General features: G+C 47.7%; 15 protein-coding genes. 4 read left to right on the forward strand and 11 right to left on the reverse strand.

The features are described from left to right. Position 1 precedes the first annotated feature (1 nt). From ACZ5R2_RS08830 to ACZ5R2_RS08840, 3 genes are all read right to left on the reverse strand, one after another. Positions 2 to 541: a YaeQ family protein gene (locus tag ACZ5R2_RS08830; RefSeq protein ID WP_438459639.1), complete on the reverse strand. Its 540-nt coding sequence runs from the start codon at positions 539 to 541 to the stop codon at positions 2 to 4. Positions 542 to 686: 145 nt separating this feature from the next. Beyond that, positions 687 to 902 carry a TIGR02450 family Trp-rich protein gene (locus tag ACZ5R2_RS08835; RefSeq protein WP_464901904.1) on the reverse strand — a complete coding sequence of 72 codons (216 nt, stop codon included), beginning with the start codon at positions 900 to 902 and terminating at the stop codon, positions 687 to 689. Positions 903 to 1174: 272 nt separating this feature from the next. Further along, positions 1175 to 1870, reverse strand: coding sequence for a VC0807 family protein (locus ACZ5R2_RS08840; RefSeq protein WP_464901905.1), 696 nt, complete (start codon positions 1868 to 1870; stop codon positions 1175 to 1177). A gap of 246 nt (positions 1871 to 2116) precedes the next feature. Here ACZ5R2_RS08840 and ACZ5R2_RS08845 point away from each other — a divergent pair, with 246 nt between their 5' ends. Together ACZ5R2_RS08845 and ACZ5R2_RS08850 are read left to right on the forward strand one after the other, a co-directional pair. Next, positions 2117 to 3118, forward strand: coding sequence for a metal-dependent hydrolase (locus ACZ5R2_RS08845; RefSeq protein ID WP_464901906.1), 1002 nt, complete (start codon positions 2117 to 2119; stop codon positions 3116 to 3118). Between the two features lie 158 nt (positions 3119 to 3276). Next, positions 3277 to 4299, forward strand: a complete 1023-nt coding sequence (locus tag ACZ5R2_RS08850; protein WP_464901907.1) for a polysaccharide deacetylase family protein — start codon at positions 3277 to 3279, stop codon at positions 4297 to 4299. On the opposite strand, the gene ACZ5R2_RS08855 is transcribed toward ACZ5R2_RS08850, so the two are convergent. Then, entirely contained in the window at positions 4289 to 4681 is a 393-nt protein-coding gene (locus tag ACZ5R2_RS08855) for a nitrous oxide-stimulated promoter family protein (RefSeq protein ID WP_464901908.1), read from the reverse strand. The two genes, ACZ5R2_RS08850 and ACZ5R2_RS08855, sit on opposite strands and share 11 nt — an antisense overlap. Before the next feature lie 155 nt (positions 4682 to 4836). Then, positions 4837 to 7203, reverse strand: coding sequence for a phosphoenolpyruvate synthase (gene ppsA / locus ACZ5R2_RS08860; RefSeq protein WP_464901909.1), 2367 nt, complete (start codon positions 7201 to 7203; stop codon positions 4837 to 4839). A 165-nt stretch (positions 7204 to 7368) separates the two neighbouring features. Here ppsA and ppsR point away from each other — a divergent pair, with 165 nt between their 5' ends. Continuing rightward, positions 7369 to 8202 (forward strand): posphoenolpyruvate synthetase regulatory kinase/phosphorylase PpsR, encoded by an 834-nt coding sequence (gene ppsR, locus ACZ5R2_RS08865; protein ID WP_464902343.1) that lies wholly within the window; start codon positions 7369 to 7371, stop codon positions 8200 to 8202. Between the two features lie 163 nt (positions 8203 to 8365). On the opposite strand, the gene ACZ5R2_RS08870 is transcribed toward ppsR, so the two are convergent. From ACZ5R2_RS08870 to ACZ5R2_RS08885, 4 genes are all read right to left on the reverse strand, one after another. Beyond that, complete coding sequence (locus ACZ5R2_RS08870) at positions 8366 to 9472, reverse strand: M20/M25/M40 family metallo-hydrolase (RefSeq protein ID WP_464901910.1); 1107 nt, start codon at positions 9470 to 9472, stop codon at positions 8366 to 8368. Positions 9473 to 9663: 191 nt separating this feature from the next. Next, on the reverse strand, positions 9664 to 10173 hold the full coding sequence (locus tag ACZ5R2_RS08875) for a lipocalin family protein (protein WP_464902344.1): 510 nt from the start codon (positions 10171 to 10173) through the stop codon (positions 9664 to 9666). 98 nt (positions 10174 to 10271) lie between these two features. Then, positions 10272 to 10622, reverse strand: a complete 351-nt coding sequence (locus ACZ5R2_RS08880) for a hypothetical protein (RefSeq protein WP_464901911.1) — start codon at positions 10620 to 10622, stop codon at positions 10272 to 10274. 106 nt (positions 10623 to 10728) lie between these two features. Continuing rightward, the gene (locus tag ACZ5R2_RS08885) at positions 10729 to 10947 is read right to left on the reverse strand and encodes a hypothetical protein (protein ID WP_438459610.1); all 219 of its coding nucleotides are present in this window, start codon (positions 10945 to 10947) and stop codon (positions 10729 to 10731) included. 274 nt (positions 10948 to 11221) lie between these two features. On the opposite strand from ACZ5R2_RS08885, the gene ACZ5R2_RS08890 reads away from it, so the two are divergent. Next, positions 11222 to 11878, forward strand: a complete 657-nt coding sequence (locus ACZ5R2_RS08890) for a DUF2726 domain-containing protein (RefSeq protein ID WP_464901912.1) — start codon at positions 11222 to 11224, stop codon at positions 11876 to 11878. Here the strand turns inward: ACZ5R2_RS08890 and ACZ5R2_RS08895 are convergent. Beyond that, on the reverse strand, positions 11875 to 12912 hold the full coding sequence (locus ACZ5R2_RS08895; RefSeq protein WP_464901913.1) for a GGDEF domain-containing protein: 1038 nt from the start codon (positions 12910 to 12912) through the stop codon (positions 11875 to 11877). The genes ACZ5R2_RS08890 and ACZ5R2_RS08895 overlap by 4 nt on opposite strands. A gap of 159 nt (positions 12913 to 13071) precedes the next feature. Next, the gene (locus tag ACZ5R2_RS08900; RefSeq protein WP_464901914.1) at positions 13072 to 13254 is read right to left on the reverse strand and encodes a hypothetical protein; all 183 of its coding nucleotides are present in this window, start codon (positions 13252 to 13254) and stop codon (positions 13072 to 13074) included. Positions 13255 to 13426: the final 172 nt, after the last annotated feature.

A 13426-nucleotide genomic window follows, 5' to 3' on the forward strand; every position in this document is an offset into this window, starting at 1 on the left:
CTTAGTCCTGGCTGTGCAAAGTCTCAAGTGACACAGCAATCGAGTCTGAGCCAGTATCAACATAGATGTCGGTGCCTGAGATCATGACTGAAAGATCCATGGTGCGGGTCAGTGCCGCGGCAAACTGGTCGAGTGCTTCAGTGTCGATTTGGTAGATGCCTTCACAGAAGCTGCGAATCTTGTTTTGGTTTTGCTGCCACCATTGGCCAGCTGAAGTGTTGTATCCGTAGATTGATACTCGCTCGGCCACTCGTGAGGCCTTTTTCACGCGATCAGCATCTGGCTCACCAAGTTCTACCCAGCGACGGATATCACCGTGAAGCTCTTTTTCCCAAAGATCTGGCTCATCGGTTGTGCTCAGGCCTTTGGTAAACTCCAAGTCTTCGCTGTAGCCATGACAATAGGCGATAAGGCGGGCCACCATGCGGCGCTCAGTCTCTGATGGGTGTTGGGCAACAGTAAGGTTCGAGGAGGTGTAAAGATCGCGATTCATGTCACTGAGAGAAATGCGAAACTTATAGATAGTTGGTTTTAGGGCCATGTTGAGTAGTGGGTATTGAGTGAACTTAGGAAGTGAGTCTATCAGACAGCGAAGGTATGCGTCACGGTAAAACCTCCCGAAGCCTCAAATATTTACATGCCGCAATAACTTTGCATCACTCTACTAGGTAAGGGGTGCTTGTTGCCTACTTCCAGCCTTGTTGCCACACAGTATCGTTTTTTAGTTCGCGCCACTCGATCTGGTATTCATTATTGTTGATCACCGCCTCGATAATGCATTCGGTGACATTTTGGTGCTCGTCAAAGCGTACTGTTGTCACGACAAAATGCAGCTCTTTGTCGGTGACGTCTATTTTTGTCCATTTGCTGTGCAGTAGGGATTTGGGGTTGATTCGGTTCATTGCTTATCTCGAGACTGACTAATTTGGTGTGACAGTGGCTGGCTGCTTATATCGGTTACGGTCTAAAGATTGGAAGCGATCAGTGGATCTCATGGGTCGTTAAGCTGAACGGAGATTAAAGTCGATGTAAGGGTCGTTTAGTTTCAAAACTACGTTGTTGAGTTGCGGGTTTGGGTACCTCTGACAAGCGGAGTTGATGGGTTAGGGGGTTAAGTGAGGAGCTCGATTGTAAGAGCACCTCAGCGCGATTTGGCGAAACAGAATACTGTGGTCTAGTTGGCTTTAAGGATCTGTTCGCTTTCCAGTGACGTCATTACACCGATTTGACGCCAGACATAGAAGAAGATCCCCATCATCATCAGCATGCTTGGAATCGCGATGGCAGGGTAGCTGTAGAGTGTTAGCTTTCCAAGCTCTTCATTAAACTGCGCGGTGCCAGCCGGGCTAGTCACTATCCAAGTAGCGAGGAAATAGTTCATCGCTGACGAGAAGGCAAAAGTACTCGCGAACAGGTAGTTTGAGAAACGTAGGCATTTGTCAAACGCATCCGCATTGCCCTTTTCATGCAGGCGCTCGGTGATCAGCGGCAGATTAAACACCGAATCGTTGAGAATCATTTTTTGCATAAATGGGTAACGAGTAAACGTTGAGCCAAGCACCGCGAGACCGATAAGACCAGGGATCAAAGCCTCTTTGAGTGCGAGCCAGCGGGTGTCTAGCTCGAGAAGGCCAATACCACCGGTAAGCAGAACGCTGACAAAACCGAGTGCAGCGATAAAGTTAAAGCGGTTGTTGCGGATCAAATCCATACCACCATATGCCACTGGGCATGCTAGCGCGACCACCAGAGCCATCACTGGGCCTAGATGCTCATCACCACTAAACTTCATCAGGATGAAAGACGGGATCAAGACATTAAAAACGATTTCAAAGAGAGGATTCGACTTTTTGTCGGTTGTGTTACTCATAAGTGCCTACTGATATGCTTCATATGACCAATTATACTGCGAATGGGAGTGTTCATCACATCGCACTGTAAGTAAAGCGCTAAAACGCAGGTTTGTGTAAATTCTTATGACATCAGCGCGAGTTTGTTTATGCAGTCTCATTGCTGTCATACCCAAACAGTTACAGCAAAAATAGTTTACTTATTGGAATTGGTGCGTTGTGGTCTATCTTATTAGTATCGCTCACTATATCAATGAGTTAATTGTATGGACCCAGTGACACAAGGAGTGCTTGGTGCGGCCTTGCCCCAGTCGGTCAGTGATAAGAGGCACTTAGTGATAGCCGGTGTGTTTGGGCTTTTGTCGGGTATGGCGCCGGATCTGGACGTGTTTATCCGCTCATCAACTGACCCACTATTGTATTTGGAATACCACCGCCAGTTTACTCATTCGTTGCTGTTTATCCCTATCGGCAGCCTAATCTGTGCCTTGGTGTTGCATGCTGTCATCGGCAAAAGGTTTGGATTGTCGTTTAAGCAAAGTTGGCTGTTCTGTGCACTGGGCTATGCCACCCACGCATTGCTTGATGCATGCACTACCTATGGCACTCAATTACTCTGGCCTTTAACTAATCAGCGCTACGCATGGAATCTAGTTTCGGTGATCGATCCTCTGTTCACGTTGCCCATTATACTGCTACTTATTGGTGCGATATGGCGGCGAAGCCCTTGGTACGCGCGCAGTGCGTTTATCTGGGCCCTCCTGTATCCGAGTATGGGATGGGTTCAAAAAGAGCGAGCGGAGACGGCCGGTTGGCAACTAGCGCAACAGCGTCAACATCAGCCAATCCAGTTAGAAGCCAAACCGAGTTTTGCCAATATTCTGCTATGGAAAGTGGTTTACGAAACTGAAGGGCAATACCACGTCGATGCGGTCAGAGTAGGAACATCCGTCAAGACCTATTCCGGTGAGTCGATCGCTAAACTGGATGTCGATAGAGACTTCCCCTGGCTCAACCCTGGCTCTCAACAAGCGAGAGATATTGAGCGTTTTCGCTGGTTTTCAAATGGGTTTGTCGCCCAAGACCCGGTAAATGAGCTGCGGATCATTGATGTGCGTTACTCGATTGTCCCCAACCAGCTAAAGGCACTTTGGAGTATCGAGCTGTCACCGGCGGCCTCTATGCAAAGTCATGTTGAATACCGCACCCATAGAGACGCTAATCCAGAGGCGCGAGAGGTATTTTACCAAATGCTGTTCGATCATTAGGCGATTTGGTCAGCGATTAGCCACGCAGTAAAGAAATGTTGTAACTGATTCTAGCTGTTGGTTTTGGGCTGAGGATCGAATTTGCAAACACCTGACCTAATATGGGCATAACTGTCTGATATCATGCTGCGCTCTGATTAAAACCTGACAATAAGTTAATGGAACGCCAACTCGCTTTTATCACCCTCTCTTTGGCTTCGAGCACCGTCGCGGCTCACTCTTTAAATATCATGCTTTATCATCACATCGCTGATAATACCCCACACTCGACCAGCACCAAGGTGGCGGACTTTATCGCTCAGCTGGATGAGTTTGAGCGGCTAGGATTAGAGGTGGTTGACCTTGAGCAAGCTATTTCACAGATTAAAACGGGACAAGGCAGTGACAAACAGACCATTGCTCTGACGTTTGATGACGGGTTTGCGTCAGTATGTGATACCGCCTATCCGATCCTAAAGCAGCGTAACTTGCCGTTTACGGTGTTCGTCACAACCGATCCGGTCGATGCCAATTACACAGGCTACTGCTCTTGGGAGCAGCTGAAAGAAATGGCTGAGAATGGCGTGACGATCGCCAATCACACCTTAGATCATGCCTTCCTAGTGCGTGATGCCGAGACGGACCCACAATGGTTTGATAAAGCGACCAAAAATATTTCGGCCGCTCAGCGCCGTATAGAAGAGCAGATTGGCTATGCTCCCAAGCTATTTGCCTATCCTTATGGCGAATACAATTATCGGTTGCGAGATTGGGTGAGTGAGCAAGGGTATATCGCCTTTGGTCAACAGTCGGGCTCGATTGAGACACACAGTGATTGGCAGGCACTGCCTCGCTTTAATACAGCTGGACATTATGCCAGTGTCAGCTCGTTGCGCTTTAAAGTTAATGCTAGGGCATTGCCAACCAAGTTTGCCCAACTGCCTGACCCGGTCACTTTAGAGGATAAACCGGTTCTTGATGTCGAGTTGCTCACGGATAACCATGGCGCGCATTATCCTCATCTGCAATGCTTTTTTAATGGCAAGTCGATTGAGGTTGAATGGCACACGAGTGATCGTTTTTCGGTCGCACCACCCGAGGCTCTGTCTGAAGGGCGACATCGAGTCAATTGCACCGCTCCACATCGCAATGGATCACCATTTTATTGGTTGTCTCAACAGTGGTTAGTGGTCACTGATTAGCCTTGCGCTTAGCGCGATTGGATTGTCCCTCTGGTGGTTTAGCCGGAAAGGTTTTGCGTTCTTTGATCAGATGACGAATGGCGAGGATAGGGTGGTGCAGGAGCATCCGCGGGCCAGAATAGCGCATCACCGCTTTCATTTGTGCTTTTGGCGTCGGCTTATAGCAGTGGATCGGGCACTGATTGCACGCTGGCTTATCTTGCCCATAAGGGCAGCGATCTAGCTTTTGCTCGGCATAATCAAGCAGGGCTTGACAATGCTCGCATGGTGGGGTGCTTTGGTGGTGGTGTTGACAATACAGCATCACCATATGGGTAACCGTCTGATGTTCAATGGCGAGGTTGCCAAAAAGCAGTGGTTGATTTGATGTTATTTTGCTCACGGTCAGTCACAGGTAATGGATGTGCACATTCAATTTAGCAGCTAAAGCCTGATTCTCAAAGATCGGTGACGGGGACGAGTTACACTTTGTTGCGAGCAGCGGATGATCGCTCAATACCTCGAACCTCGCAGGGCTTTTACCCGTCCCGCCTCTCGTTACTCGCTTTGGCCAAGTTTCAGCCACGTATCGATCACGGTATCTGGGTTGAGTGAGACTGAGCTTATTCCTTGGGCCATCAACCACTGCGCGAGATCGTCGTGATCAGATGGACCTTGCCCGCAGATGCCCACGTACTTGCCAGCGGACTTGGCAGCTAGGATGGCCATGGTTAGCATCGCTTTGACGGCAGGGTCGCGCTCATCAAACAGATGGGCGATATCACCTGAGTCGCGATCAAGGCCCAACGTAAGTTGGGTCATATCGTTGGACCCTATTGAGAAGCCATCGAAGTAACGCAGAAACTCTTCAGCCAGCACCGCATTTGAGGGGAGTTCGCACATCATAATAACCCTGAGACCCTGCTCACCTCGACGCAGCCCAAATTTAGCCAGCAGGTCGATAACCGAGGCGGCTTCACTGGGTGTGCGCACAAACGGAATCATGATCTCAACGTTTTTAAGGCCGATGCCATCTCGTACGCGAGTGATGGCTCGAGTTTCTAGCTCAAAACAATCCTCGAAGCTCGATGAGATGTAGCGTGAGGCGCCTCGAAAACCAAGCATTGGGTTCTCCTCATGGGGCTCATAGCCACTACCACCTATCAAGTTACTGTATTCGTTAGACTTGAAATCTGACATCCGCACGATGACGCGCTTGGGCCAAAAAGCGGCGGCAATGGTCGCGATACCTTCAGTGAGCTTACTGATATAAAACTCAACCGGATCAGAGTATCCGCGCATTTTGTCTTGAATTTGCTGCTGGACGTCAGCGGATTGTTGGTCAAAATTGAGTAGCGCTTTAGGGTGAACGCCAATCATCTTGTTGATAATAAATTCAAGTCGCGCCAGTCCAACTCCCTCATTGGGTATTTGAGCAAAATCGAAGGCACGATCGGGGTTACCCACATTCATCATCACCTTGGTTTCAAGCGGTGGTAATTCATCAACCGATGAGCGACGTACCTCAAACTCGAGCTCGCCTTGATAAACGTACCCTGTTTCACCCTCGGCACAGGAGACGGTAACAGGCTGATCATCGGCCAATTGTCCGGTGGCGTTGCCACAGCCAACAATCGCAGGAATACCTAACTCGCGGGCAATGATCGCAGCATGACAGGTGCGTCCGCCTCGATTGGTGACGATCGCTGCCGCTTTTTTCATCACAGGCTCCCAGTCAGGGTCTGTCATGTCAGTGACTAAGACGTCACCTTGTTCAACTAGCGACATCTGATCAAGTGAATCAACGATTCGTACAGGCCCAACCCCAATACGTTGGCCGATTGCTCTGCCTTCAACGAGGGTTTGTGCTTTGCCATTGAGTTGAAAGCGCTCAATGACACTCTTTTCGGTTTGAGAGCAAACCGTCTCTGGACGGGCTTGAACGATGTACAGCTTGCCATCGATACCATCCTTAGCCCATTCAATATCCATCGGCCGTTGGTAGTGGCGTTCGATGATGAGTGCTTGTTTTGCTAACTCAGCGATTTCGTTATCTTCGAGCGAGAACTGATGACGCTCTGTTTCCGAGGTATCGATCGTTTGCACCTGCTGACCAACAGCAGGGTTATCTGAATAGATCATCTTGATCTGCTTAGAGCCAAAGGTTTTGCGTACGATGGGCGTTTTTCCTGCCTCAAGCAGTGGCTTATGAACATAGAATTCATCGGGGTTAACCGCGCCTTGCACCACCATTTCTCCCAGGCCCCAAGAGGAGGTGATAAACACTACCTGATCAAAACCAGACTCAGTGTCGAGCGTGAACATGACACCGGACGCGGCTTTATCTGAGCGAACCATCCGCTGTATCCCGGCAGAGAGGGCAATACCACGATGATTGAAGCCTTGGTGGACGCGATAGGAAATGGCCCTGTCATTAAACAGCGAAGCGTAAACATGCTTGGTTGCCTCCAGCACCGCATCAATGCCCTTAACGTTGAGAAAGGTTTCTTGCTGCCCGGCAAACGAAGCATCGGGAAGATCTTCTGCTGTGGCTGACGAACGCACGGCAACGGAGACATCCTCTTGCTCCTCAGTCAATTGAGCGTAGTTAGCACGGATCTGTTGTTCAAGCTCAATAGGGAAGGGTGCCTCAAGTACCCACTGGCGGATCTGTGCACCAGTCTGACGTAGCTTCTCGACATCTTCGACATCAAGAGTATCCAAAAGCTGGTGGATGCGTTGGTCTAAGCCTTGGTAATCGAGAAACTGATTAAACGCGTACGATGTTGTCGCGAAACCGTTGGGTACCGAGACTCCGGCATTGGCGAGGTTAGAAACCATTTCACCAAGTGAGGCGTTTTTGCCGCCGACTTTGTCTACGTCGTCCATTGACAGGCCGTTGAACCATAGGGTGTGTGTATGCATGTTCATCTCCGAAATCTTGCAGCGTACGGGGGGAGGTAAGCCAATTCCCATGTCTTTATCGTAGATCACGCTTTGCTGACAGAACTGAGAATCTTGTCAAAAGCTTGGTTATATTTAGTTACAGTTAAGTATTCAAATCAAAATATTTGAAGATTCATTATGGACATGCAAAGTGAAGTTCAAAGACGTGACGTATTTTACGTTTCAGATGGTACCGCTATTACTTGTGAGACAGTGGGTCATGCCGTGCTGGGGCAGTTTCCGTTTGTGCCTAACGAGAAAACCTTTCCGTTTATCGAAAGCACCAACAAACTGCAGGAGCTACTCAAAGAAATAGAGCTATCGCAGCAACAAAACAAACACAAACCTTTGGTATTTTTCTCAATTGTATTGCCAGAAATCCGTGATGCGCTTTGTCAGGCTCCGGCGGAGTTTTATGATGTGCTAGGTGGCTTTGTTGGCAAGGTGGAGCGCGATCTCAATCTCAAGGCTCAGCCAAAATTGCAACGCTCTCACAGCGTAGGTAAAGATAAAGATAAGTACTTTGACCGGATAGCGGCAATCGAGTATACCCTTGCGCACGATGACGGTGTGTCACTGCGTGATCTAGAGCAGGCCGATATCATCCTGTTGGGGGTTTCGCGTAGTGGCAAGACGCCAACCAGTTTGTACATGTCCATGCAGTTTGGCCTGCGCGTGGTGAACTACCCGTTTATTGCAGAAGATATGCAGCGAATGCGGTTGCTGCCTGAGTTTGAAATCTATCGTTATAAGTTGTTTGGCTTGACGATTGACCCTGAGCGATTGACGGAAATCCGGCAAAACCGTTTAGCAGACAGTGATTATGCCAGTCGCGACCAGTGCCAGAGCGAGCTTGATGTGGTGGAGGGCTTGTTTCGCCGCGAGGCAATTCCTTATATCAATACCTCGTCACTCTCAGTTGAAGAGATCACGACTCGGATATTGGTTCAAACAGGCCTTAAGCGACGAATTTACTAACAAAAACCAGATTCGAGAGGCGAGATCGGGCGTTTCCCTTCGTGAAGCGAGGTGTATAGCACTCGCGGTAAACGGTTCGCTACCCGGAACGAAGTGATACTCATCCCTTAAATTAGAAAGGGCACCGATGGCGCCCTTGATGTAATCACAGAAATAATTGTGATTAGTTTGTTAGGTATTGACGCATGAAGTCTGCGATTTTTACCATATCGTCGATGGCGATGTACTCTTCGGTGGTGTGTACTTTTGCCATGCCGGTAGATAGGTTTAGGGTGTTGACGCCCTTGGCAAAGAAGTTGTTTGCATCACTACCACCGCCTGTTGGCTGACATTGTGGTTCGATGCCAATCGCTTCGAATGCGCCTTTCACGTCGATGATGTGCTGATCGGTTTCTTCAATCTTGAAAGCGTTGTAAGCACGCTTAGATTCGATCTCTAGTTCAGCCCCGTGTTTGTCAGCGGCGGCTTGGAAGGTATCAACCATGTGCTGTACTTGTGCAGCCAGCTTGTCATCACACAAAGAGCGGGCTTCTGCTGCGATGTGTAGCTCAGGCATCACGATATTGGTCGCTTGACCACCAGATACGGTACCGATGTTTGCCGTTGTCTCTTCGTCAATACGCAGCAGCTTCATGTTAGCAATCGCGTCAGCAGCAACGCCGATGGCGCTGATACCTGTCTCAGGCGCTAGACCTGCGTGTGCAGGGCGACCTTTGATGGTGATTTTCAGGCTTTGTTGACCTGGAGCCACGTTGATGATGGTGCCGATAGGGCCACCTGAATCAAGCACGATCGCTTTGTTTGAGCTAACGTGAGTCATATCGTAGAACTTAGAGCCAAACAGGCCGCCTTCTTCGTAGACGGTGAACGCCAGTTCAATCGTTTTGTGGTCAGCATTTTGTTCTTTGATCACGCGCACTGCTTCCATGATCGCAGCGATACCTGATTTGTCATCACCACCTAGGATAGTGTCACCTGCAGAGCGGATAATACCATCTTCGATTACTGGCTCGATACCGTTGCCTGGCGCAACAGTGTCCATGTGGCAACTCAGAAGAATGCTATCGTCAAGTTTACCCTCTAGGCGAGCGTACAGGTTGAAGCCGTTAGTGTAGCCTTCTGGCATTTCAAGCTTGTGTACAGTGAAGCCAAGGTTACCCAGTTGATCAGCCAGTGTTTCTGCAATCTGTTTTTCATTGCCTGATTCACTGTCGATTTTTACTAGCTCGATAAAGTGGTCAACAAGGCGTTGTTGGTTAATTTGAGTCATGATTCTTCTCATATTCGAACGAACGGTAGCGACAATCTACCCCAAAACTTGTCAAAAAGCCTGTGTTGAATCAAAAAAAAGGTCCAAATGACGTGCTTGTGATTAATATTTAGCATTTTATAGGAGATAAAAGATGAAATTTAGTGCAACTAATGGAATAGCTGCGCCTTAAGTATCGGTAGTGGTCGAGATTAATGGGTAGGATAAATCAGGGCTGAGGTATCAAAGCCCGCAGTTTGTGCAATTTGCTGATAACGTTGCAGCTGTTCACCATCAAGTGACGGCGAGCGAGCCAATATCCAAAAGTAGTCAAGGTCTGGCCCGCTTACTAAAGCGACGGAGTAATCAGGTTCGAGATAAAAAACGATATAACTGCCATAAAACGGGCCAAAAAAAGACACCTTGAGATGAGCTTGGTCGGAATCCTCGACGAACTTGGCTTTGCCAATTGCTTCCTGCCATGACTGCTCTGCTTCATTCCAGCCTCGATTGATCACCTTAACGGTGCTATCTGGATTGAGAGAGTAGTTGGCCGTGATTTGATTCAGCCCACGCTCAAAGCTATGGTCGAGCCTCGCGATCTCATACCAAGTGCCCAAGTAGCGTTCCAGCGTAAACGGTTTGACTGGCTCAACACCATTCGGTTTACCCGTGCATCCGATGAGTGTAATCACTAGTGTGATTAGGGGAATATGGCGCATCCATTGCATAACCTCTCTCCTTGATTTGATCGTTAACAAACCCGTAATAGTAGGTTAGTCCTTCCTTCGACTATAACCGTTTTTGTAAGTTTATTGACTCATAGGGTTGGGTTTGTGCTGAGCCGCTCGTTTTCCCATAGTTCAATCATACTGAGTGCATTTCGGCACTCACCAAACAAGATTTGGTATTGAGGTTCAAATGGCTCACCAATATAGGTAGTACGCACCATTTGGTCTGTTTTGAGATCGACCTGGGTCACGACTCTTCCCTTGAAGTTATGAAAAACCGCAAACTGCTCACTGTGGTAGATGAGTTGTTCTGGAAAGTAAATAAAGGTGTCATTGGTGTCGGTAAGATTACAGTTTAGTGCGTAGGTCATGGTGGCATGAGCCGGAGTGAGGCAGGTCGTCAGAATGAAGGTGAGGCAGAGCTGAGAGATTGGCTGCATAAAAAAATACCGAACTGATTGTTGTAGTTTGAGTATAGACAATCGTTCGGTATTTCCTGAGTGAAAAACGTCAAGGCTGCTTTACTTGCTTCTCTTCGCTTTGTGTTTAGGCCTCACAATAGTATTCGGCTCGCCAAATTAAGCGTGAAGACCCCTGCATCGAGTCGAGTACTTGTTGACCCGATAACTGGGGATAAGCCAACACAACATCAGAGGTCTCAATGTCGCGATTGGGGGAGTATGCTCGTACGTGGGTAAAGGTCGTTTGTAAGTGTTTTTGCAGAACCCGGTGAGACAGACAAATTCCCAAACAGTCTTTGTTCATAGTTCCTCCGTAAACAGCATGTGGGGTAGGAGTAACCTAGCTTACTCCTGATTAAATCTTAATCAGATTATATTGCGCAAGAATTGATATAGATCAAAATTTCAAACTCAGCCTGTCACTTTTTGTTCATATTATTTATTCAATCACATTGAGTATTTACCCTATAAATAGATGAATAATCTGATTTTTCATGGTGTTGATACAAAAAAGATAGAGGCAAAGAGGGTGAGATTGGTTACAATCAGATGAAGTTATTGTGGTGAGTGTGTCGAGTATGTCCCCTAGCAACATTTTTGTGGTTTTATTGGTGCTGGTTGTGTTTTTTTTCTTAGTACAAAAGCGCTTGAATCGCTCAGAACAACTCAAAGACAGCCGCTATAAAAGACGACCCACGCTACTCACCAATCAAGAATCCACCTTCCTTAATACACTGCAAGAGGCCGTTGGCACACACGGTGTGATCATGGCCAAGGTTGCGATCAGCCAGGTGGTATCACCGGTTGCAACCAACAAAAAACAGTGGTTTATAGCGAATGGTCGCATCGCGAAAAGCTGTTTTGATTTTGTGATTTGTGAGCCGACAACCTTAGAGCCGAGGGTCATCATCGAACTCGATGATGGTCGCAACTTGGATAAAGGCAAGGCGCAGCGTGAGAAGTTACTGCTGCATGTGTGCAAATCGGCAGGCATTCCTCTAATCGGCGCATCGGTTAAACATAGCTACCAAATCGGGCGTTTACGCCGCTTGCTTGCAGCCCACATCGATTTGATCGAGCCGGAAAGAGAGGTTCGGTTTTGCAAGCAGTGCCGCAGCCCGATGGTTATTCGTGTTGCAACCACAGGTGAGTTTAAGGGGCGGCGCTTCTTTACTTGCAGCCGAGCGCCCCAATGCAACTACACCGAGAATTACAACGTGGTATTTGATGATTAGATCACCATCCGCTTGAAGTCATGCTTCGACTGGCTGCAATCACAGACTTTGACCTGATTGCGGCCATTTTGCTTCGCTCGGTAAAGCTCCGCATCGGCAGTGGCTAACACTTCATTGAGTGGTTGTTGATTGCTCAGGCACACTCCAATACTCATGGTGACGTGAAGTTTGTTCCCATCTACGTTGAATACATGCTTATCGATGTAGTGACGGATTGCCTCAGCGGTCCTTGCTGCTTGAGCCATATTGGTGTTAGGCAAAGGAATGCAAAATTCCTCGCCACCAATACGATAGACATCGTTGTCAGCGTAATGGGTGAGTAGGCCACCAATTTCTTGAAGGACTTTATCACCGCATACATGCCCATACTCGTCGTTAACCAGTTTAAAGTGATCGATATCAAGGATTAGGATTGACATAGGGCCTGTGCTGCTTGCTAAGTGCTCGTAGTCGTGGGTCAACGCCAAGCGGTTGTAGCAGCCTGTCAATGAATCTTTCACAGCGAGGTCGTGCAAGGATATCGCCGTCTTATTACGATTGAACTCGTGACTGTGCAGCAGCGCCCAAATCGCCGCATAGCCGAGGAGCATATTGCCAGCGGTTTGATAACCGATCCCCTCAATGGTGATAAATGGGGTGTAAGTCAGCACACAATTGAGGATCAGGGTAACGAGCGTCGCAAAAAAACCATGTTTAACACCCAAAAGTGCATACAGCAGGACTGGCGCAACCAATACCCACACCACACTGCCGACAGAAAAAGGCAGCATTCTCGATGTAATACAGGCTACGGCTATGGTGCAATATGAGAAAAAAGTGGCGTGTTGCTGGTGCAAATCATGTTGCTTACGATGGGTGAAAATATAAAAGCAATAACCGACGAATCCAAGCTGGGTAAAGCCCAATAAGCTGTTGGTAGCGAATGTCAGGTTCATCAGTGCAAAGAACGGGAACACTAATCCAAAGCATAGACAAGAGACCACCAAGATTTGGTGTTTTGTCTGATCCGCAAATTTTGAGACGTACGGTTCCATCGATTTAGATTCTCATGAATAATCGTTAACCACTGATCTTATTATGATTGGCGAAGGGATGGAACCGTACAGCTGATAGAGATCACATAATGTGATCTCTATTTTGGTAATAACATGTAATTATTGAGTATTTTTAATCTTATTGACTAATAAGAGTGGCTAATTAATTTGTTTTAGTAGCGTGACCAGCTCCTCTTCAGTTTTGGGCTCGGTGGTTAACTTGAAAGAGGGGCCTGCGCCGCCTTTGAGTAAATATGCGTGAGTCGTACAATGATCGTAGTGATACCAAAGCCCGTTTACACAAATATCGGTGTAACAGCGAGCGTCTTGTTTTAATTCCATCGTTCTCTCCTCAGTATTTTTTGCTTACTCGTTTAAACCTAGTTTTGGCTGATGGAAGTTGCTAATGATCGAGATCAATATTTGAGTGACTTAGAGAGAACTGACATTTAATCGTCTTAGTTGTGCAATCAAGCCCTGATTAATTTTAATGAGTTACGCTTTTAAGTTCGTC

This window comes from Vibrio sabulosilitoris, assembly GCF_055391395.1.